19 protein-coding genes are annotated in these 19,306 nt (G+C 69.0%); 10 read left to right on the forward strand and 9 right to left on the reverse strand.

All coding sequences use genetic code 11. The features are described from left to right. Positions 1-73: 73 nt before the first annotated feature. Entirely contained in the window at positions 74-1,429 is a 1,356-nt protein-coding gene (gene gdhA / locus ACE3UA_RS10200) for an NADP-specific glutamate dehydrogenase (RefSeq protein ID WP_374644723.1), read from the forward strand. A gap of 90 nt (positions 1,430-1,519) precedes the next feature. Beyond that, a complete protein-coding gene (locus tag ACE3UA_RS10205; protein WP_374644725.1) occupies positions 1,520-1,894 on the forward strand; it encodes a GFA family protein in 375 nt (124 codons plus the stop codon). Between the two features lies 1 nt (position 1,895). Here the strand turns inward: ACE3UA_RS10205 and fabA are convergent, their stop codons facing one another. Next, entirely contained in the window at positions 1,896-2,405 is a 510-nt protein-coding gene (gene fabA, locus ACE3UA_RS10210) for a bifunctional 3-hydroxydecanoyl-ACP dehydratase/trans-2-decenoyl-ACP isomerase (protein ID WP_374644727.1), read from the reverse strand. Positions 2,406-2,586: 181 nt separating this feature from the next. Here fabA and irrA point away from each other — a divergent pair, with 181 nt between their 5' ends. After that, a complete protein-coding gene (gene irrA, locus ACE3UA_RS10215; RefSeq protein ID WP_374644729.1) occupies positions 2,587-3,015 on the forward strand; it encodes an iron response transcriptional regulator IrrA in 429 nt (142 codons plus the stop codon). Positions 3,016-3,118: 103 nt separating this feature from the next. Here the strand turns inward: irrA and ACE3UA_RS10220 are convergent, their stop codons facing one another. Continuing rightward, a complete protein-coding gene (locus ACE3UA_RS10220; RefSeq protein ID WP_374644731.1) occupies positions 3,119-3,988 on the reverse strand; it encodes a hypothetical protein in 870 nt (289 codons plus the stop codon). Positions 3,989-4,114: 126 nt separating this feature from the next. Between ACE3UA_RS10220 and ACE3UA_RS10225 the strand changes: the two genes are divergently transcribed. The 5 genes from ACE3UA_RS10225 (at position 4,115) to ACE3UA_RS10245 (ending at position 8,199) form a co-directional block, all read left to right on the forward strand. After that, complete coding sequence (locus ACE3UA_RS10225; RefSeq protein ID WP_374644733.1) at positions 4,115-4,534, forward strand: GFA family protein; 420 nt, start codon at positions 4,115-4,117, stop codon at positions 4,532-4,534. A gap of 64 nt (positions 4,535-4,598) precedes the next feature. Beyond that, the gene (gene miaB, locus ACE3UA_RS10230; protein WP_374644735.1) at positions 4,599-5,906 is read left to right on the forward strand and encodes a tRNA (N6-isopentenyl adenosine(37)-C2)-methylthiotransferase MiaB; all 1,308 of its coding nucleotides are present in this window, start codon (positions 4,599-4,601) and stop codon (positions 5,904-5,906) included. Between the two features lie 222 nt (positions 5,907-6,128). Beyond that, entirely contained in the window at positions 6,129-6,620 is a 492-nt protein-coding gene (locus ACE3UA_RS10235; RefSeq protein ID WP_374644737.1) for an OmpA family protein, read from the forward strand. A 4-nt stretch (positions 6,621-6,624) separates the two neighbouring features. Beyond that, the gene (locus tag ACE3UA_RS10240) at positions 6,625-7,017 is read left to right on the forward strand and encodes a hypothetical protein (RefSeq protein WP_374644739.1); all 393 of its coding nucleotides are present in this window, start codon (positions 6,625-6,627) and stop codon (positions 7,015-7,017) included. A gap of 180 nt (positions 7,018-7,197) precedes the next feature. Then, positions 7,198-8,199 (forward strand): PhoH family protein, encoded by a 1,002-nt coding sequence (locus ACE3UA_RS10245; protein ID WP_374644741.1) that lies wholly within the window; start codon positions 7,198-7,200, stop codon positions 8,197-8,199. Between the two features lie 271 nt (positions 8,200-8,470). On the opposite strand, the gene ACE3UA_RS10250 is transcribed toward ACE3UA_RS10245, so the two are convergent. The 3 genes from ACE3UA_RS10250 to ACE3UA_RS10260 form a co-directional block, all read right to left on the reverse strand. Then, complete coding sequence (locus tag ACE3UA_RS10250) at positions 8,471-9,247, reverse strand: ATP-binding cassette domain-containing protein (protein ID WP_374644743.1); 777 nt, start codon at positions 9,245-9,247, stop codon at positions 8,471-8,473. Beyond that, positions 9,247-10,323, reverse strand: coding sequence for an ABC transporter permease (locus tag ACE3UA_RS10255; protein ID WP_374644745.1), 1,077 nt, complete (start codon positions 10,321-10,323; stop codon positions 9,247-9,249). The genes ACE3UA_RS10250 and ACE3UA_RS10255 overlap by 1 nt, the downstream gene beginning before the upstream one ends. A 110-nt stretch (positions 10,324-10,433) precedes the next feature. Further along, positions 10,434-11,453, reverse strand: a complete 1,020-nt coding sequence (locus ACE3UA_RS10260; RefSeq protein ID WP_374644748.1) for a sugar ABC transporter substrate-binding protein — start codon at positions 11,451-11,453, stop codon at positions 10,434-10,436. 249 nt (positions 11,454-11,702) lie between these two features. Between ACE3UA_RS10260 and ACE3UA_RS10265 the strand changes: the two genes are divergently transcribed. Continuing rightward, positions 11,703-12,878 carry an ROK family protein gene (locus ACE3UA_RS10265; RefSeq protein WP_374644876.1) on the forward strand — a complete coding sequence of 392 codons (1,176 nt, stop codon included), beginning with the start codon at positions 11,703-11,705 and terminating at the stop codon, positions 12,876-12,878. A gap of 88 nt (positions 12,879-12,966) precedes the next feature. Here ACE3UA_RS10265 and ade read toward each other — a convergent pair whose 3' ends face one another. Continuing rightward, the gene (ade, locus tag ACE3UA_RS10270) at positions 12,967-14,667 is read right to left on the reverse strand and encodes an adenine deaminase (RefSeq protein WP_374644750.1); all 1,701 of its coding nucleotides are present in this window, start codon (positions 14,665-14,667) and stop codon (positions 12,967-12,969) included. A 75-nt stretch (positions 14,668-14,742) separates the two neighbouring features. Here ade and ACE3UA_RS10275 point away from each other — a divergent pair, with 75 nt between their 5' ends. Continuing rightward, on the forward strand, positions 14,743-15,663 hold the full coding sequence (locus ACE3UA_RS10275; protein WP_374644752.1) for a DMT family transporter: 921 nt from the start codon (positions 14,743-14,745) through the stop codon (positions 15,661-15,663). Here ACE3UA_RS10275 and ACE3UA_RS10280 read toward each other — a convergent pair. The 3 genes from ACE3UA_RS10280 to ACE3UA_RS10290 are packed head-to-tail and all read right to left on the reverse strand — an operon-like array spanning position 15,660 to position 19,301. Beyond that, complete coding sequence (locus tag ACE3UA_RS10280) at positions 15,660-16,451, reverse strand: crotonase/enoyl-CoA hydratase family protein (RefSeq protein WP_374644754.1); 792 nt, start codon at positions 16,449-16,451, stop codon at positions 15,660-15,662. The two genes, ACE3UA_RS10275 and ACE3UA_RS10280, sit on opposite strands and share 4 nt — an antisense overlap. After that, a complete protein-coding gene (locus ACE3UA_RS10285) occupies positions 16,448-17,305 on the reverse strand; it encodes a hydroxymethylglutaryl-CoA lyase (protein ID WP_374644756.1) in 858 nt (285 codons plus the stop codon). Before ACE3UA_RS10285 ends, ACE3UA_RS10280 begins: the two co-directional genes overlap by 4 nt. Continuing rightward, positions 17,298-19,301 (reverse strand): biotin carboxylase N-terminal domain-containing protein, encoded by a 2,004-nt coding sequence (locus ACE3UA_RS10290; protein ID WP_374644758.1) that lies wholly within the window; start codon positions 19,299-19,301, stop codon positions 17,298-17,300. Before ACE3UA_RS10290 ends, ACE3UA_RS10285 begins: the two co-directional genes overlap by 8 nt. Positions 19,302-19,306: the final 5 nt, after the last annotated feature.

The raw sequence follows: 19,306 nt of genomic DNA on the forward strand, positions 1-19,306 counted from the left end.
ATTGCTCTAGGCGGGAGGTCTGCCCGGCCTTGACCGGATACATCCCAGTCCAATCCCGCCCGAAAGTGCAGCGATGAACAAGATTGACGAAAAGCTTCAGCCGATCCTGGCCGAGGTGATCCGGCGCAATGCCGGCGAGCCGGAGTTCCACCAGGCCGTCCATGAAGTGCTTGAAAGCCTTGGCCGTGTGGTGGCCAAGCATCCGCAATACCTCGACCTCGCCCTGATCGAGCGGATCTGCGAGCCCGAGCGTCAGATCATCTTCCGCATTCCCTGGGTCGACGACAAGGGCCGGGTGCAGATCAACCGCGGCTTCCGGGTGCAGTTCAACTCGGCCATCGGTCCCTACAAGGGCGGGATGCGGTTCCATCCGTCGGTGAACGTGGGGATCATCAAGTTCCTCGGCTTCGAGCAGACCTTCAAGAACGCGCTGACCGGCATGCCGATCGGCGGCGGCAAGGGCGGGTCGGACTTTGACCCCAAGGGCAAGTCCGATGCCGAGATCATGCGTTTCTGCCAGTCGCTGATGACCGAGCTGCATCGTCACATCGGTGAATATACCGACGTGCCGGCCGGTGACATCGGCGTCGGCGGCCGCGAGATCGGTTACATGTTCGGCCAGTTCAAGCGGCTGAACAACCGCTACGAGGCCGGGGTCTTCACCGGCAAGGCGCTGGCCTATGGCGGCTCGCGCGCGCGGACCGAGGCGACGGGCTACGGCAACACCTATTTCGTCCAGGCGATGCTGCAGACCAGGGGCACCTCGTTCGACGGCAAGCGCGTCGTGGTCTCGGGGTCGGGCAATGTCGCGATCTACACGATCGAGAAGGTCCAGTCCTTCGGCGGCAAGGTCCTCGCCTGTTCGGATTCCAGCGGCTATGTCGTGGACGAGGCCGGGATCGACCTCGCGCTTCTGAAGGAGGTCAAGGACGTCCGGCGCGAGCGGATCTCGGAATATGCCCGTCGCCGCGGGGCGGGGGTGCATTTCGTGCCGGCCGACAAGGGGTCGGTCTGGGACGTGGCCTGCGATGTCGCCATGCCCTCGGCCACGCAGAACGAGCTGTCGGGCAAGGATGCGACGGCGCTGGTGAAGAACGGCGTGATCGCGGTGGGCGAGGGCGCGAACATGCCCTGCACGCCGGAAGCCGTGCGCATCTTCCAGGAGGCCGGGGTGCTGTTCGCGCCGGGCAAGGCGGCGAATGCGGGCGGGGTCGCGACCTCGGCGCTGGAGATGCAGCAGAACGCGAGCCGCGACAGCTGGACCTTCGAGCAGACCGAGACGCGGCTGGCCACGATCATGCGCAACATCCACGACACCTGCCACGCCACCGCCGAGGAATACGGCGCGCCGGGCGATTATGTGCTGGGCGCCAACATCGCGGGCTTCGTCCGGGTGGCCGAGGCGATGCGGATGCTGGGCGTGATCTGACGCCCGTCGGGCGGGGCCCCGCGCGGGCCCCGTTTTCGGTCTTGCGCGCCGGGCCTTGCGGGCCGATCCTGCGGGGCAGGAGGTGCGCTCATGGACCCGGTGACCGGCGGATGCCAATGCGGCGCGGTGCGGCTGACGGCGGCGGGACCGCCGCTGCGGGTGGGCATCTGCCATTGCCTCGACTGCCGCAAGCACCACGGCACGCTGTTCCACGCCTCGGCGATCTTCCCGGCCCCGGCCGTCAGGGTGACGGGAGAGTTGCGCGACTACCAGGGCCGCTGCTTCTGCCCGGCCTGCGGCTCCTCGGTCCTGGGCCGCAGCGGCGACGAGGTCGAGGTCAACCTCGGCACCCTCGACGCCCCCGACCAGTTCCGACCGACCTATGAGCTATGGTGCATCCGGCGCGAGGGCTGGTTGCCCCCGTTCCCCGGCATGACGCTGCATCCCCGCGATGCGGGACCGTGACTCAGGCCTCGCTCAGCGCGACCTTCATGTCCTTGACGAGATAGATCGTCTCGCCATCCGCCTCGACGCGCCCGTCCGCCACGCCCATCGTCAGGCGGCGGGTCTGGATCGCCTTGGTGAAATCCACGAAATAGGTCAGCTTCTTGCGGTCCGGCCGCACCATGCCGGTCAGCTTGACCTCGCCCACGCCAAGCGCATAGCCGCGCCCCTGCCAGCCGCGCCAGCCGAGGTTGAAGCCGGTCAGCTGCCACAGGCCATCCAGCCCCAGGCAGCCCGGCATGATCGGGTTGCCGGGAAAGTGGCAGGCGAAGAACCAGAGGTCGGGCGTGATGTCGAATTCGGCCACGACATGGCCCTTGCCATGCTCGCCCCGGTCTTCGGAGATGTCGGTGATCCGGTCCATCATGAGCATCGGCGGCGCGGGCAATTGCGCGTTGCCGGGGCCGAAAAGCTCCCCCCGCGAGCAGGCGAGCAGCGCCTCCTTGTCGAAAAAGGTCGGATAGGACGCCATCGCTCGTGATCCCCTCGTTACATCTGGTCCTGATTAGCATCCGGGCGCGAAGAGTGGCAAGTCTGGCCCGCCCGGCGTCCAGCCCGCCCGGCCTTGGGGTGCGTCACCTTGCCGGGTGGGGGATTAGGGTTTGAAACCGGGCCGCAGAACCCCTTATATGGAGGGATGCACAGGAAAACCGATGACCCAGGCATTTGATCCCCGGCAGACGCAGCGCAGCACCGCATGGCTGGCCTCGGCCGGGCTGCGCCCGACGCGGCAACGCATCGCCCTGGCCGAGCTTCTGGTCGGCGATGGCGAGAACCGGCATGTCACCGCCGAAAGCCTGCACGCCGCCTCGCGCGCTGCGGGCGAGGGGGTCAGCCTTGCCACCGTCTACAACACGCTGCGCGCCTTCTGCGAGGCCGGCCTGATGAACGAGGTCGTGGTCGATGGCTCGAAAAGCTATTTCGACACCCGCACCGACGATCATCCGCATTACTACTGGGAAGACAGCCACAGCCTGACCGACGCCCCGGCCGAGGAACTCAGCATCGCCTCCTTGCCGAAGGTGCCCGAGGGGATGGCCGTCTCCCGCGTCGATGTGGTGATCCGCCTGCGCAAGGCCTGAGACGCGCCGGGCGGGACCGGGGGTAGCCCCCGCCCGCACCGCTTGCCCGCAGCGAAAGGCGGCCGATGCCGCGTCGCGCCTCGGGCCGCCCCCCGACAAGGGGTCAGAACCATTGCCCCGGCTCCATCAGGCCAAGGTCCATCAACTGCTGGCTCTCCCAGCGGAACGGGGCCGAGTTGTGCCAACGGAAGCCGGGGATCGCATGGCGCGAGCCGGGATTGCTGCGCAGCGCCTTGGCGGTGCGGAAGGAACAGACGGCCGCCGTCAGGTTGTGATGCCAGGCGCAGGCATAGGTGTTCATCTCCTCTTCCGACAGGGTGAAGTCGGGCAGAAGCCGCAGGCCCGGCCTGGCGCGGAACAGCGAGATCCGGTCGATCCGCCGCCGGGCCGGGGGGACATGCTCCTCGAAGCGCCAGCGCAGGCCGCCGTAGAAATCCAGCTGGCGCTCTTTCGGGTGATTGTGCCGCGCCGGGTCCTTGCGGGCCAGCGCGTAATAGCCCGAGCGGTCGAGCCAGCAGTCCTGCAGGTCGACCGCATTGCCATGGGCGCCAAGGTCGCCGGCGTAAAGGTCGATGACATAGGTCAGCATCGCCTCGCGCCGTTCCTCGGCGTGGAAGGTCAGCATCTCGCCGACGCGCCGCGTCTCGCAGAAGGGGAAGAACAGGTATTCGGTGTTGTGGCAGTAGTGCAGCCAGGCCCCAGCGACCCGGTCGATCATCTGGTTGACGGCGCCGACCAGCGCATCCTCGGCAAAGACGTCATGGGTGACGACATGGACCCGGTCGGAAAGCTCCGGCCCCGGCGTGATCCCTTCGGGCGCCAACAGCACCACGTCGCGGAAGCCGCATTTCAGCTGGTGCGCGAGGGTCGAAGCGACCTCGACCGCATCCTCGGCCATGACCAGCGACAGGGGCCCCCTGGCAAGATCCGGGGCCTTGGCGGCCAGAAGCGAGGCAAGCGAGGGATAGCGCATGGCGCCAGATTCCGCGATCCGGGGCGGCGGCGCAAGGTGTCGTCTCGCCGGCCGCCGGTGTCGGCTTTGTCGGGTCGGCAGCGGCCGTTTGCTGCCAGCCTGGCCGTGCGGAGATTGGAGGGCAGGATGAGCGAACACGAGACGGGGGGCTGCCTTTGCGGCAAGGTGCGGTTCACCACCCATGGCCCGCTGCGCGAGGTGGTGTTCTGCCATTGCTCGCAATGCCGCCGCCAGTCGGGGCTGTATTTCGCCGCCACCAGCATCCCCGCCGACCGGCTGACGCTGGAGGGCGAGGCCGAGATCACCTGGTTCGCCGCCTCGGACTTCGCCCGGCGCGGCTTTTGCGGCACCTGCGGGACGCTTCTGTTCTGGAAGCCGAACCATGAGGCGCGCTATGCGATCCTGGCGGGGGCCTTCGACCGGCCGGACTGCCTGCACCCCGGCCACCACATCTGCACCGCTGGCCGGCCCGGGTTCTATGCGATCGGCGACGGCCTGCCGCAATATCCCGGCGACGGTCCCGGCGTCGTGACCGCCGCGACCTGAACCCGGCGTTGCCGCGCCCGGCGTCAGGGTGTAAACGGCCGGTCATCCCGAAAGGACATGGCCCATGACCGACGCCAAGAAGCTGTTCGTCAAGACCTACGGCTGCCAGATGAACGTCTACGACTCCGAACGCATGGCCGAGGCCCTGGGCGCGAAGGGCTATGTGACGACCGAGGCGGTCGAGGAGGCGGACATGGTCCTTCTCAACACCTGCCACATCCGCGAGAAGGCGTCCGAGAAGCTGTATTCCGACCTTGGCCGCTTGCGCGCGCTGAAGGCCGCGCGTCCGGGGATGAAGGTCGGCGTCGCGGGCTGCGTCGCGCAGGCCGAGGGCGAGGAGATCCTGCGCCGCTCGCCCGTCGTCGACCTCGTGGTCGGCCCGCAGGCCTATCACCGCCTGCCCGCCATGGTCGAGGCCGGGGGGCGGCAGGTCGACACCGACTTTCCGGTCGAGGACAAGTTCACCCTGCTGCCCGCGCGCAAGGCCCTGCGCGGCCCGACCGCCTTCCTGACCGTGCAGGAAGGCTGCGACAAGTTCTGCGCCTTCTGCGTGGTGCCCTATACCCGCGGCGCCGAGGTCAGCCGCCCCGCGGCACGGCTGCTGGACGAGGCGCGGGCGCTGGTCGCGCAGGGCGTGCGAGAGATCACGCTGCTGGGCCAGAACGTCAACGCCTATCACGGCGAAGGGCAGGGGGGCAGCTGGGGCCTCGCCCGGCTGGTGCGCGAGCTGGCGAAGATCGAGGGGCTGGCGCGCATCCGCTATACCACCAGCCACCCCAACGACATGGACGACGAGCTGATCGCCGCCCATGGCGAGTTGCCGCAGCTGATGCCCTATCTGCACCTGCCGGTGCAGTCCGGCAGCGACCGCATCCTCAAGGCGATGAACCGCAAGCACAGCGCCGAGAGCTACCTGCGCCTGATCGAGCGCATCCGGGCGGCGCGGCCCGACATCCTGCTGTCCTCGGATTTCATCGTGGGCTTCCCCGGCGAGACCGATGCCGACTTCCAGGCCACGATGGAGCTGATCCGCGCCGTCGGCTACGGCGCCGCCTTCAGCTTCCGCTATTCCGCCCGCCCCGGCACCCCGGCCGCCGAAAAGCCCCCGGTCCCGGCCGGGATCGCCGATGCCCGCCTGCACGAGCTTCAGGCCCTGGTCACCGCCCAGCAACGCGCCGCGCAAGAGGCGATGGTCGGGCGCGAGGTCTCGGTCCTTTACGAGAAGCCGGGTCGCAAGGAGGGGCAGATGGTGGGCAAGTCCGACCACCTCCACGCCGTCCACGTCCAGGATCCGGCGGGCCGAATCGGCCAGCTGGTCCGTGTCCGCATCACCGCCTCCTCCACGAACTCGCTGGCCGCCGAGCCGCTCTGACCGCCGCGGCGGCCGCCCAATCCCGCCCGGCCATCGAGTTATCCCCCGGAAACGCAGGCCGGCGGCGACGAGACGGCTTCTCTTTTGCCGCCTCGCCCTGCTTAACTCGGGCGGGTCTTGGAAAGTGGGGCGGGTTGAAGGGAGTTCGGTGTGAGTAACGGAAGCAGGTCGCGGCGCGCCTTCGCGTTGGCCCTGGCAGGCATATGCCTTGCTGTCGCTCCGATGGCCATGGCGCAGGAGGCGCCGGTCACGGGCAAGATCGAATGGGGAGTCTGGATCGACGCGGACGGCTGCCAGCACTGGTGGGCCGACGGCGGGACCGAAGGCTATATGGTGCCGCGCCGCGACCCGCGGACCGGCAAGCCGGTCTGCCTGCAAGAGACAAGCTGCCTCACCGCCCGGGCGGATGCCCATTTCGCCACCGCCAGCGCCACGCTGACCGACGAGGGGCGGCGCAAGCTGGAAGCCTTCTTCACCAGTTCGGACGCCTTTTCCTACATCATCACCGGCCATACCGACAGCCGCGGCAGCACGGACGACAACCAGGCCCTCTCCGAGGCCCGCGCCGCCAGCGTGGCCGAGGTCGCCCGTTCCGTCGGCGCCGTGGTCGAGAATGTCACCGGCCAGGGCGAGACCCGGCCCGTCGCCACGAACGCCACGGATGAAGGCATGGCCGCCAATCGCCGTGTCGAAGTCGTCTGCAAGAAGGGCTGACCAGATGATGCTTGCAGGAAGACACCATCCGCGTGCCGCGCTTGCGCTGGCCATCACCGCCGCCCTGTCGGGCTGCGGCGGCTATACCGAGGGCTTCGGCTTCGAGGGGACCGAAGGCTATGGCGGTCCCGACTCGGTCATCGCCACCGGCCAGGACCAGGGCGTCGACAATGTCTCGCTGAGGGACGGCGTCGCCGCCATCGCCTATGACCCGGATGGCTGCCAGGTCTGGATCATCGACGACGGGATCGAGGGCTATGCCTCGCCGCGCTTCGACCCGAAGACCGGCCTGCCGGTCTGCGACGGCAAATATCCCCCCGGCACGGTCCTTGGCGTCTACGAGACCGCCTCGGCGCCCTTCCCCGACCGCGTCTCCGGTCCGGCGCAGACCGACTGATCCGGCGCGACGGTAAAGGGGGCTCCGGCGCGGCCGGGGCCCCCTCGTCTTTTTGCGGCCGGCGTCACAAAAATTGCACCCTGAAGCGCAACAAATTGTGGGGGCAGCGGGTTTCCCTTGCCAGAGTTCGTGTCCGGGCGCAGACTTCATCCTGTGGCCCTTGAGAGAAGGAGCGCCCGCTTGGGCATCAGCGCGCTGACCCCCCCGACCGCCGAGGATATCGTCGAGACCGTCCTCGAATTTCCCGACAACCGCTTGCTGATCGACCTTTGCGGCGAATTCGACCGCAATCTCGCCCAGATCGAGCACCAGATGGGGGTGCATATCCTGCGGCGCGGCAACCGCCTGGCAGTCATCGGCGAGAAACCGGCGCGCGAGCAGGCGGCCGCGGTGCTGCGTTCGCTTTACGCCCGGCTTGAATCGGGCCGCGGCGTGGCCGCGGGCGACATCGACGGCGCGCTGCGCATGGGCCGCCCGGTCGATGCCGACAGCGCCGAGCAGATCGAGCTGTTCTCGACCGGGATGGAGTTGCGCACCCGCAAGAAGCCGATCGAGCCCCGGACCGAGGCCCAGAAGGCCTATGTCGCCAACCTGTTCCAGCATGAACTCGGCTTCGGCATCGGTCCGGCCGGGACCGGCAAGACCTATCTCGCCGTCGCGGTGGGCGTGACCATGTTCATCTCCGGCGCGGTCGAGAAGATCGTCCTGTCGCGCCCGGCGGTCGAGGCCGGGGAGCGTCTGGGCTTCCTGCCCGGCGACATGAAGGAGAAGGTCGATCCCTATATGCAGCCGCTCTACGACGCGCTGAACGACTTCCTGCCGTCGAAGCAGGTGGAAAAGCTGATGCAGGAAAAGCGGATCGAGATCGCGCCCCTGGCCTTCATGCGCGGCCGGACGCTGTCGAACGCCTTCATCGTGCTGGACGAGGCGCAGAACGCCACCACCATGCAGATGAAGATGTTCCTGACCCGCCTGGGCGAGGGCAGCCGCATGGTGATCACCGGCGACCGCACCCAGGTCGACCTGCCGCGCGGCACGGCCTCGGGCCTGGCCGATGCGGAGCGGATCCTGAAGGGGGTGAAGGGCGTCAGCTTCAACTATTTCACCTCGCGCGACGTGGTGCGCCACCCGCTGGTCGGCCGGATCATCGAGGCCTACGAGGCAGACGAAGCCGCCGGGTGACGGACGGCCGCTGAATCGAGCGCGTTCCGCGCAAGCCTCCTGTCTCGTCGTCGGGCTTCGCCTCCTCCTCGGGCGTTGGGGGTTTCACCCCCAAACCCCCAGGATATTTGCACCAGTATGAAAGCACTCAGGTCTTTCATACTGGAAGAAATATCCCCGCCGGAGGCTCCGGCCGCGCGGGCGGGGACTGCCATTTCCTGCCGGGCCGAAGCCTCGGGCCGGGCACCGCAGAGACAGGCGGGCGCCGTTCTGATCTTGCCGCTGCCGAAGGTCAGGCCAGTTCGGTGACGCCTTCGGGCAGTTTCGCGCCGGTCATGAAGGCCACCGCGTCCGACATGCTGTAATCCTGCGGCCTGATCACGCAGAGCCTGCGCCCCAGCCGGTGGATGTGGATGCGGTCGGCGATCTCGAACACATGCGGCATGTTGTGGCTGATCAGGATGATCGGAATCCCCCGGTTCTTGACGTCGCGGATCAGCTCCAGCACCCGGCGGCTTTCCTTGACGCCAAGCGCCGCCGTCGGTTCGTCCAGGATCACCACCTTGGAGCCGAAGGCCGCCGCGCGCGCCACCGCCACCCCCTGGCGCTGGCCGCCCGACAGGGTTTCCACCGCCTGGTTGATGTTCTGGATCGTCATCAGCCCCAGTTCGCTCAGCTTCTCGCGCGCGAATTTCTCCATCCGGGGACGGTCGAGCTTGCGGAACAGGCTGCCCATGATCCCCGGCGCGCGCAGTTCGCGGCCCATGAACATGTTGTCGGCGATCGACAGGGCAGGGGACATGGCAAGGGTCTGGTAGACCGTCTCGATCCCGGCGGCGCGGGCCTCGATCGGGGTCCTGAAGGCGACTTCCTGGCCGTCCAGCCAGATCTGGCCCTCGTCCGGCACCACCGCGCCCGAGATCGCCTTGATCAGCGTCGATTTCCCCGCGCCGTTGTCGCCGATGACGGCCAGGATCTCGCCCGGCATCAGCTCGAAGTCGCAGTCGTTCAGCGCGGTGACCTTGCCGTAGCGTTTGGTCAGCCCGCGCGCCTTGAGGATGGGTTCCATCAGCCAGCCACCTTTCTGATCCACTGGTCCACGGCCACGGCGAAGATGATCAGCACGCCGATGAGGAAGAAGGTCCATTGCGGGTCGGTGCCGACCAGGCGCAGGCCCATCTCGAAGACGCCGACGATCAGCGCGCCGAAGAACATCCCGACGATGCTGCCGCGCCCGCCGAACAGCGAGATCCCCCCGATCACCACGGCGGTGATCGACTGGATGTTGCCAAGCTGCCCGGTCGAGGCGGTGGGCGAGACCGAGCCGAAGCGGCCGATCATCACCCAGCCCGCGATGGCGCAGAACAGCCCCGCCAGGGCGTAGACCTGGACCAGCACCCGTCTGGTCGGCACCCCCGCCAGTTCGGCCGCCGCCGGATCGTCGCCGGTGGCATAGACGTGCCGGCCCCAGGCGGTGTGGCGCAGCACATAGGCCATGACCGCCACCAGCGCGATCATCAGGAAGACGGCGTAAAGCACCTTCACCCCGCCGGGGTTGATCGAGCCGCCCCAGAGTTGCAGCGCGGCGGCCTGTTCCTGGATGTCGGAGGAGCGGATGGTCTCGTTCGCGGAATAGATGAAATTCGCCGCCAGCAGGATCTGCCAGGTCCCCAGCGTCACGATGAAGGGCGGCAGCCGCAGCCGGGCGATCAGGATACCGTTCAGGGCCCCCATCGCGGTGCCGAGGATCAGGCCGATGACAATGGAGAACTCGGCCGGCACCCCGTAGCGGAAGGTGATCTGCCCCATCAGCACCGAGGAAAACACCGCGATCGCCCCGACCGACAGGTCGATTCCCGCCGTCAGAACCACGATGGTCTGGGCGCAGCCCAGGATGCCGACGATGGCGATCTGTTGCAGGATCGTCGACAATGTTCCCGCCTTGAAGAAATTGTCGGCCAGGACGCCAAAGACCAGCAGCGCCACCACCAGCACGATCATCGGCACCGCCGAGGGTGTCTGGTGCAGCCAGTGCTGCAATTTCTTCAACGCGCTTTCGGGCTCGTGGAACTCGGCCACGGCCTCGGCAGCGCCCTTCAGGCCTGCCTCATAGCTGCCCGAGACCGACCTTGCGTCGTTGGACATGCGATCCCCTCCCAAGGGCCCGGGGCCCGGTTCGGATCAGGGGCGGCGCGAGGGCCGCCCCTGACTGCAGTCTGGCCATGCCGGCCGCACCGATCAATCGCGAAACGGGCTCAGCCCCAGCAAAGCTCGGTGCCCTTGGCGGTGTCGATCGAGTCGACCCCCTCGACCGGCTTGTCCGTCACCAGCGCCACGCCGGTGTCGAAGAAGTCCTTGCCTTCGGTCGGCGCGGGCTTGGTGCCGTCGGCGGCATATTTGGCGATCGCCTCCACGCCCAGCGACGCCATCATCAGCGGGTATTGCTGCGAGGTGGCGCCGATCACGCCGTCCTTCACATCGGCCACGCCGGGGCAGCCGCCGTCGACCGAGACGATCAGCACGCCTTCCTTGCCGGCGGCCTTCAGCGCCTCATAGGCGCCGGCGGCCGAGGGTTCGTTGATCGTGTAGACCACGTTGATCCCGGCGTCCTTGGCCAGAAGCGCCTCCATCGCCTTCAGCCCGCCTTCCTCGTTGCCGGCGGTGACCTCGTTGCCGACGATGCGCGGATCCTCCTCGTCGCCCCATTTGGCGATGTCCTTGGTGTCGATGCCGAAGCCGGTCAGGAAGCCCTGGTCGCGCAGCACGTCGACCGAGGGCTGGCTGATGCCGAGGTCGAGCATCGCGATCTTCGCATCGGCCGCCGCATCGCCCAGCGTCGCCTTGGCCCACTGGCCGATCAGCAGGCCCGCCTGGAAGTTGTCGGTGGCAAAGGTCGCGTCCGCCGCGTCGATCGGGTCAAGCGGGGTGTCCAGCGCGATGACCAGCACGCCCGCGTCGCGCGCGGCCTTGACCGAATCGACGATCGCCTTGGTGTCCGAGGCGGTGATCAGGATGCCCTTGGCGCCGTCGGCCACGCAGGCCTCGATGGCGGCGACCTGGCTTTCATGGTCGCCGTCGATCTTGCCGGCATAGGATTTCAGCGTCACGCCCAGTTCGGCCGCCTTGGCCTCGGCGCCTTCCTTCATCTTCACGAAGAACGGGTTGGTGTCGGTCTTGGTGATCAGGCAGGCCGAAACGCCGTCCTGCGCCGAGGCGATGCCCGCCGACAGCGCCAGCGCGCCCGCGCCCATCAGGGCTTTGGTGATCAGTTTCATGTGGTTCCTCCCAAGGATCGGGCCATTTCCGGTCCCGACGAACAGGTCTTCGCTCAGCCGGGGTTCTTGCCCGTGCCGCGGTAAAGGAAACCTGATTCCCGTCGCTGCGTCAAGATAATTAAATCACTCTGATTTATTATTGACAAGGCGGGCCGCTACGACCCACTCTGGCGTGAAATGCACCGCAGGACCCATGCCTTGAAGATCCATGTCGAACCCGCGCCAGATCCGCGCCCCGGCCCCGAGGCGATGGGGCTGCGCGGCTCGAACCAGTCGGGGATGCGGGCCTGGAACGAACGGCTGGTGCTCAGCCTTGTCCGCCAGCACGGGGCGCTGGCGAAATCCGACATCGCGCGGATGACCGGGCTTTCGGCGCAGACCGTCAGCGTCATCATGCGGGCGCTGGAACAGGACGGGCTTCTGGTCCGGGGCGAACCCATCCGGGGCAAGATCGGCCAGCCCTCGGTGCCGATGTCCCTGAATGCCGAGGGGGCCTTCTTCATCGGCCTGAAGCTCGGGCGGCGGTCGGCCGACCTTGCGCTGGTCGATTTCCTGGGCCGGGTCCGGGGCGCGCGGCGCAGCATCTATCGCTATCCCACCCCCGACGCCGTGACCGCCTTCGTGGCCGAGGCCCTGCCGGCGCTCCTCGCCTCGCTGCCGCCGGGCCAGCGCGGAAGGGTAGGGGGCATGGGGGTGGCCATGCCGTTCCAGCTCTGGTCCTGGGTCGAGCAGATCGGCGCCCCCCAGGCCGAGATGGATGCCTGGCGGCACCGCGATATCCAGGCCGAGCTTGCGGCGCTGACCGGGTTGCCGGTGCATGTCCAGAACGACGGATCGGCCGCCTGCGGGGCGGAACTCGTCTTCGGCACCGGCGAGCGGCCGAAGGATTTCCTCTACTTCTACTTCGGCTATTTCATCGGCGGCGGGCTGGTGCTGAACGGCCAGCTCTTCACCGGGCGGGGGGGCAATGCCGCAGGCGTGGGGCCGATGCCGGTGCCCGGGCCGGACGGGCGGATGCGCAGGCTTCTGTCGGTCGCCTCGATCTCGGTCCTTGCCGCGCAGATCGAGGCGGCGGGCCGATCCTCGGCGCCGCTTTGGGAAAGCCCGGAAAGCTGGCAGGTGGACCAGGGGCTGCTGGACGGCTGGATGACCGGCGCGGCCGAGGGGCTGGCGGCGGCCGCGCTTACCGCTTCCGCCCTGCTGGAGATCGAGGCGGTGCTGATCGACGGCTGGATGCCGGCCACCGTGCGGGCCGAGGTGACGCGGCGGACCGAGGCCGCGCTCTACCGCCTCGACCTTTCCGGCATCGCGCCGCCCGCGATCCGCGAGGGCACGGTCGGGGCCCAGGCCCGCGCCCTCGGCGCCGCCGCCGTCCCCCTCTCGCTGCGCTACCTGATCGACCAGAACCCGGTCCGCGACGCCTGACGCCTGTCGCAGGGTGCGCTACAGCGCACCATCCGGACGCCCGCCGGCCGCGAGCAGCCTTTCCAGATCCCCGACGCTTAGGCAGACCTCACGCCATCACCTCGAACCGATCCACGTCGACCATCCCGAAATCGGTGATCTTCAGATGCGGGATCACCGGCAGGGCCAGGAAGGCGAGTTGCAGGAACGGCTCCTCCAGCACCACCCCCAGCGACCGTGCGGCAGCCCGCAGCGCCACCAGGCGCTCCCGCACCGCCTCGAAGCTGTCCAGGCTCATCAACCCGGCGACCGGCAGCGCCAGTTCGGCCAGCACCCGGCCGCCCTCGACCACCACGAAGCCGCCTTCGATCTCGCCCAGCCGGTTCGCCGCCAGCGCCATGTCGGTGTAATCCGCCCCCACCACCGCGATGTTGTGGTGGTCGTGGCAGACGGTGGAGCCGATCGCCCCGCGTTTCAGCCCGAAGCCCTGCACGAATCCCGTCGCCCGGTTCCCGTTCACCCCATGCCGCTCGATCACCGCGATCTTGACCAGGTCGCGCGCGAGGTCCGGCTTCTTGTCCCCGTCCTGCGGGGCCAGGTCGAAGGTCCGGTGCTCGGTGATGATCTTGCCCGGCAGGATGCCGATCACCGGCGTCTCGGCCCGGTTGCCCCCGGTCCGGAAATCCCCGGCCCCGACCGGCGGGGCCTTGACCGAGTGCCGGGCGACGGGCGCCGTCGTGGCCCGCGCCGCGAAGGCCGCGTCATCGGCCGCCACGCCCCCCGCCAGCACGAGGCTGGCATGGCACCCCTCCAGGCTGTCGATCACCGCGATATCCGCCCGCTTGCCCGGCGCGATCAGGCCGCGGTCCTTCAGCCCGAAGGCCTCGGCCGCGCTCAGGGAAGCCGCCCGGTAGACCGCCAGCGGCGGCGCCCCCAGTTCGATGGCGGTGCGGATCATGTAGTCGAGATGCCCATGCTCGCCGATGTCCAAGGGGTTCCGGTCGTCGGTGCAGAGGCAGAGGTAAGGGGCGAATCGTTCGGTGAGCAGTCCCGCCAGCGCGTGCAGGTCCTTCGAGACCGAGCCCTCGCGGATCAGCACCCGCATCCCCTTGCGCAGCTTCTCCAGCCCCTCGTCATGGGTGGTCGCCTCATGCTCGGTGCGGATTCCTGCCGCGATATATCCGTTCAGGTCCAGCCCGCGCAGCAGGGGCGCGTGGCCGTCGATGTGGCGGCCCCGGAACGCCTCCAGCTTCTCCAGGCAGCCCGGATCCTTCATCAGCACGCCGGGATAGTTCATGAACTCGGCCAGGCCGATGACCTTGGGATGGTCCATGAGGGGCACCAGATCGGCTGCGGACAGCCGCGCCCCGGTCGTTTCCATATGGGTCGAGGGCACGCAGGACGACAGCTGCACCCGCAGGTCCATCACCAGTTGCGATGCGGACTCAAGAAAGAAGCGGATGCCCTCGATCCCGCAGACATTGGCGATCTCGTGCGGGTCGCAGATCGCCGTCGTCACCCCGCGCGGGGTCACGCAGCGGTCGAACTCGTGCGGGGTGACCAGCGAGCTTTCCACATGCAGATGCGTGTCGATGAAGCCCGGCACCAGCACCCGGCCCGAGACGTCGATCTCGCGCCGCCCCGCATAGGTCCCGAAGACCCCGACGATGGTGTCGCCGCAGATCGCCACGTCGGTTTCCACCAGATCGCCGGTGATCAGGTCGAAGACCCGCCCCCCCTTCAGCACCAGATCGGCGGGGACAAGGCCGCGACCCTGATCAATTCTGTCCGCGAGGGGTGATTTCGACATGGCATTCTCCTTTCCGATCAGGGAACCTGAAAGCCGATGCGGCGTCCAGTGGCCGTGACCGAAACGGACCTTTCCATGCGCCCCCTGCGCGGCATTGCCTTCAAGCTCGCCTCTGTCCTGGTGTTCATCGTGATGTCCTCGCTGATCAAGGCGACGGCGCAGCATGTGCCCGCGGGGCAGGCGGTGTTCTTCCGGTCCTTCTTTGCGATCCCGGTGATCGTCGCATGGCTTGCCTTTCAACGCGAGTTGGGGACGGGGCTGAAGACGGCCAATCCGATGGGGCATCTCTGGCGCGGGGTGGTGGGCACCATGGCGATGGGGCTGGGCTTCGCGGGCCTGGGCTATCTGCCGCTGCCCGAGGTCACCGCCATCGGCTATGCCGCGCCGCTGCTGACGGTGATCTTCGCGGCGATGTTCCTGGGCGAGGAGGTGCGGGCCTTCCGCGTCTCGGCGGTCATCCTGGGCATGGTCGGGGTGCTGATCGTGCTGGCCCCGCGCCTGTCCATCGACCCCGGCAGCGCCGGCATCGCCGAGACCCTGGGCGCGATGCTGGTCCTGGGCGGCGCGGTCTTTGCCGCGCTGGCGCAGGTCTTCGTCCGCCGCCTGGTGCAGACCGAGGTGACGGCGGCCATCGTCTTCTACTTCTCGCTGACCGCGACGCTTCTGTCGCTGGTCACGCTGCCCTTCGGCTGGGTCTGGCCCACGCCCGCCGAGGCCGCGCTGCTGGTCACGGCGGGGCTTCTGGGCGGAGTGGGGCAGATCCTCCTGACCTCGAGCTACCGCGAGGCCGATGCCTCGCTGGTGGCGCCCTTCGATTATGCCTCGATGCTGTTCGCGCTGGGAATCGGCTATTTCGTCTTTGCCGAGGTGCCGACCCTGCCGATGCTGGCCGGCGCGGCGCTGATCGTGACGGCCGGAATCCTGATCATCTGGCGCGAGCGCAGGCTGGGGCTGGAGCGGGCGCGGCAAAGAAAGGCGATGACGCCGCAGGGTTAGTCCCGGCGGCTCCAGGGCGGGGGTCTGCGGTCCAGGAAGGCCGCGATGCCGAGACGGGCCTCCTCGCCTTCCCAGATGTCGGCGAGGCGGCGGATGCTGTCCTCGATCACCGCCGCGTCGATCCGCGGGCCAAGCGCGCGGGCCAGCCGCTTTGCGGCGGCGACGGCGGCGGGGGCGGCGGCAAGATAGGGCGCGACCTCGGCCTCGATGGCGGCGTCAAGCGCGTCCGGTTCCACCGCGCGGGCGATGAGACCCAGCCGTTCCGCCTCGTCCGCGTCGAAGGCGCGGGCCGACATGAAGACGCGGCGGGCGCGGCCCTCGCCGATCCGGGCCAGGACATAGGGACCGATGGTCGCGGGGATCAGGCCGAGGCGGGTTTCGGAAAAGCAGAAGCCGGTGCCCCGCGCCGCGAGAGCCACGTCGCAGACGCAGGCGAGGCCGAGGCCCCCGCCATAGGCCCCGCCGTGCAGCCTGCCGATCAGCGGCGCGGGGATCGTGTTCAGCGCCTGCAGCATCCCGGCCAGTTTCCCAGCCTCGCGGATCCTCTGCGCCCGGTCGGCCTCGACCTGGGCCTTCATCCAGGCAAGGTCGCCGCCCGCGCAGAAGACGGGGCCCGCGCCGGACAGAACGATGGCCCGCGTCGCGGGGTCCTGCCCGACGGTGGAGGCGAATTCGGTCAGTTCGGCGATCATGGCGGGGGACAGGACATTGCGCCGCTCGGGTATGTTCAGGACCAGCCGGACCACGCCGCGCGGATCGGTGGTGACGTCCAGGGTCTGCCAGGTCATGGCGCGCTCCTCAGGCTGCGGGCAAAGCCGGCGGCTGCGGCCAGCCGGTCGGGATCAAGGCCGGTGGCAAGGCCTTGGGACTGCAGGAAGGCGGCCACCGTCTCGGTTGCGACATTGCCTTTCGCGCCGGGCGCATAGGGGCAGCCGCCAAGGCCGCCGGCCGAGGTGTCGAAGACCCGCAGCCCAAGGTCGAGGCTGGTCGCGATGTTCTGCACCGCCAGGCCCCGCGTGTCGTGATAGTGCCCGGCAAGGCGGTCGGCGGGCAGGCGGTCCAGCACCGCCTTCAGCATCCGGCCGATGGTTTCGGGCGTGCCCGCGCCCAGGGTGTCGCCCAGGCTGATCCGGTGGCAGCCCATCGCCGCCAGAGCCGCGGCCAGATCGGCCACCGCCCCGGGCGCGACCGGGCCGTCATAGGGGCAATCCGTGACGCAGGAGACATAGCCCCGGACCGGGATCGCCTTTTCCGCCGCCCGGGCCAGCACCGGGCGGAAGCGGTCCAGGCTTTCGGCGATGGAGCAATTGATGTTGCGCCGCGAGAACCCTTCCGAAGCCGAGGCGAAGACCGCAACCTCGTCCGCCCCGGCGGCGAGGGCGCGTTCCAGGCCCTGGAGGTTGGGCACCAGCGCGGCATAGCGCACGCCGGGCCGGCGCGTGATCCCGGCCATGACCTCGGCCGCGTCGGCCAGCTGCGGGACCCATTTCGGGCTGACGAAACTGGTCACCTCGATATGGCTGAAACCGCAGTCCGACAGCAGGTCGACCAGGCGGATCTTGTCGGCGGTTGCGATCTGCCGGGCCTCGTTCTGCAACCCGTCGCGGGGGCCGACCTCGTAGAGGGTGACGTGGTCAGGCATCCCCGGGCTCCATCCGTAGCAGGACCGTGCCGTCGCCGACCTGATCACCTTCCGCGACCAGGACCTCGGCCACCACCCCGTCGCGGGGGGCGGCCAGGACATGCTCCATCTTCATCGCTTCCAGAAGGAGGAGCGGCTCGCCCTTCCGGACGCGCTCGCCGGCCCTGGTGCGCAGCGGGCCGACAAGGCCCGGCATCGGCGCGATGATCGCATCGCCGCCGTCATGGTCGTGCGTGCCGCCAAGCAGCGGGTCCGGCACCGAGAAATCGTGCTTCACGCCGTCGAGGAACAGCGAAACGCGGCCGGGACAGGCCACCGCATGCGCCGTCCGCTGCACGCCCCCGGACAGGAAGCGGACAGCGCCCGACCGATGGTCGATGACCTTCAGCGCCGTCTCGCCCAGCGGGCTGGAGGCGGTGAACTCTCCCGGCCCGAGGTGGCGCAGCCTGAGGTCGAGCCGCTCTCCGCCATGGGCCAGCGCGACATGGCTTTCCGCCGCGCCCCAGCCGCGCCAGCCGGTCAGGCTGCGCCAGGGGTCGGGATCGGCCGGGGCGGAGAGCAGGTCCAGCACCGCCAGCGCCGCAAGGGCGGGGGCCTCGGGCGGCAGGGGCGGGCGGGCGGTCAGGCCCTCCAGTTCCCGCGCGATCAGGCCGGTATCGACCGCGCCCGCGCGAAAGTCGGGATGCCGGGCCAGCGCGGCCAGGAACTCGACATTGGTGGTCGATCCGGCGATCCGGCATTCGTCAAGCACGGTGGCCAGCCGGGCCAGCGCCGAGGCGCGGTCGGGCCCGTGGACGATGATCTTGGCGAGCATCGGGTCATACCAGGGCGAGACCTCATCGCCCTCGCGCACGCCCGCGTCGATCCGCACCGGGCCGGGGGCAAAGGCAGCAGCGGGCGGGAAGGAGAGATGCGTCAGCCGTCCGGTCGCGGGCAGGAAGCCCCTTTCCGCATCCTCGGCGTAAAGCCGGGCCTCGAAGGCATGGCCGTCGATCGCCAGCTCCTCCTGCCGGAAGGGCAGCGCCTCGCCCGAGGCGACGCGCAGTTGCAGCTCGACGAAATCCAGCCCGGTGATCGCCTCGGAGACCGGGTGTTCGACCTGAAGCCGGGTGTTCATCTCCATGAACCAGAAGCCGTCCTCGCGCAGCGGGCCGGAGCCGTCGGCGATGAATTCCACCGTCCCGGCGCCGCGATAGCCGATGGCGCGGGCGGCCTGGACCGCGGCGCGGCCCATGGCGGCGCGGACGGCATCGGTCATGCCGGGGGCGGGGGCCTCCTCGATCACCTTCTGGTGCCGGCGCTGGAGCGAGCAATCGCGCTCGAACAGATGCACCGCATTGCCATGGGCATCGGCGAAGACCTGGATCTCGATATGGCGGGGGCGGGTGACGTATTTCTCGATCAGGCAGGCCGGGTCGCCGAAGCTGGCCTGCGCCTCGCGTTCCGCGCCCTGCAGGGCTGCGGCGAAATCGGCCGGGTGTTCCACCAGCCGCATCCCCTTGCCGCCGCCGCCGGCGCGGGCCTTGATCAGGACCGGATAGCCGAGGGCGGCGGCCTGCCCGGCCAGGAAGGCGGGATCGCGGGTCTCGCCATGATAGCCGGGCACCACCGGCACCCCGGCCGATTGCATCAATGCCTTGGCGGCATCCTTCAGGCCCATGGCGCGGATCGCCTGCGCAGGCGGGCCGATGAAGACGAGGCCCGCCGCTTCCACCTCGGCCACGAATCCGGGGTTCTCCGACAGGAAGCCATAGCCGGGATGGATCGCCTCTGCGCCGGTCTTCAGCGCGGCCGCGATGATCGCCTCGCCGCGCAGGTAGCTTTCCGCCACCGGGGCGGGACCGATCCGCACCGCCTCGTCGGCCAGCGCGACATGCAGCGCGCCGGCATCGGCGTCGGAATGGACGGCCACCGTAGCCAGCCCCAGGCGGCGGGCGGTGGTGATGACGCGGGCGGCGATCTCGCCCCGGTTGGCGATCAGGATCTTGCGGAACATTCGGG

It is taken from the genome of Tabrizicola sp. (assembly GCF_041919135.1).
Taxonomy (GTDB): Bacteria; Pseudomonadota; Alphaproteobacteria; order Rhodobacterales; family Rhodobacteraceae; genus Tabrizicola.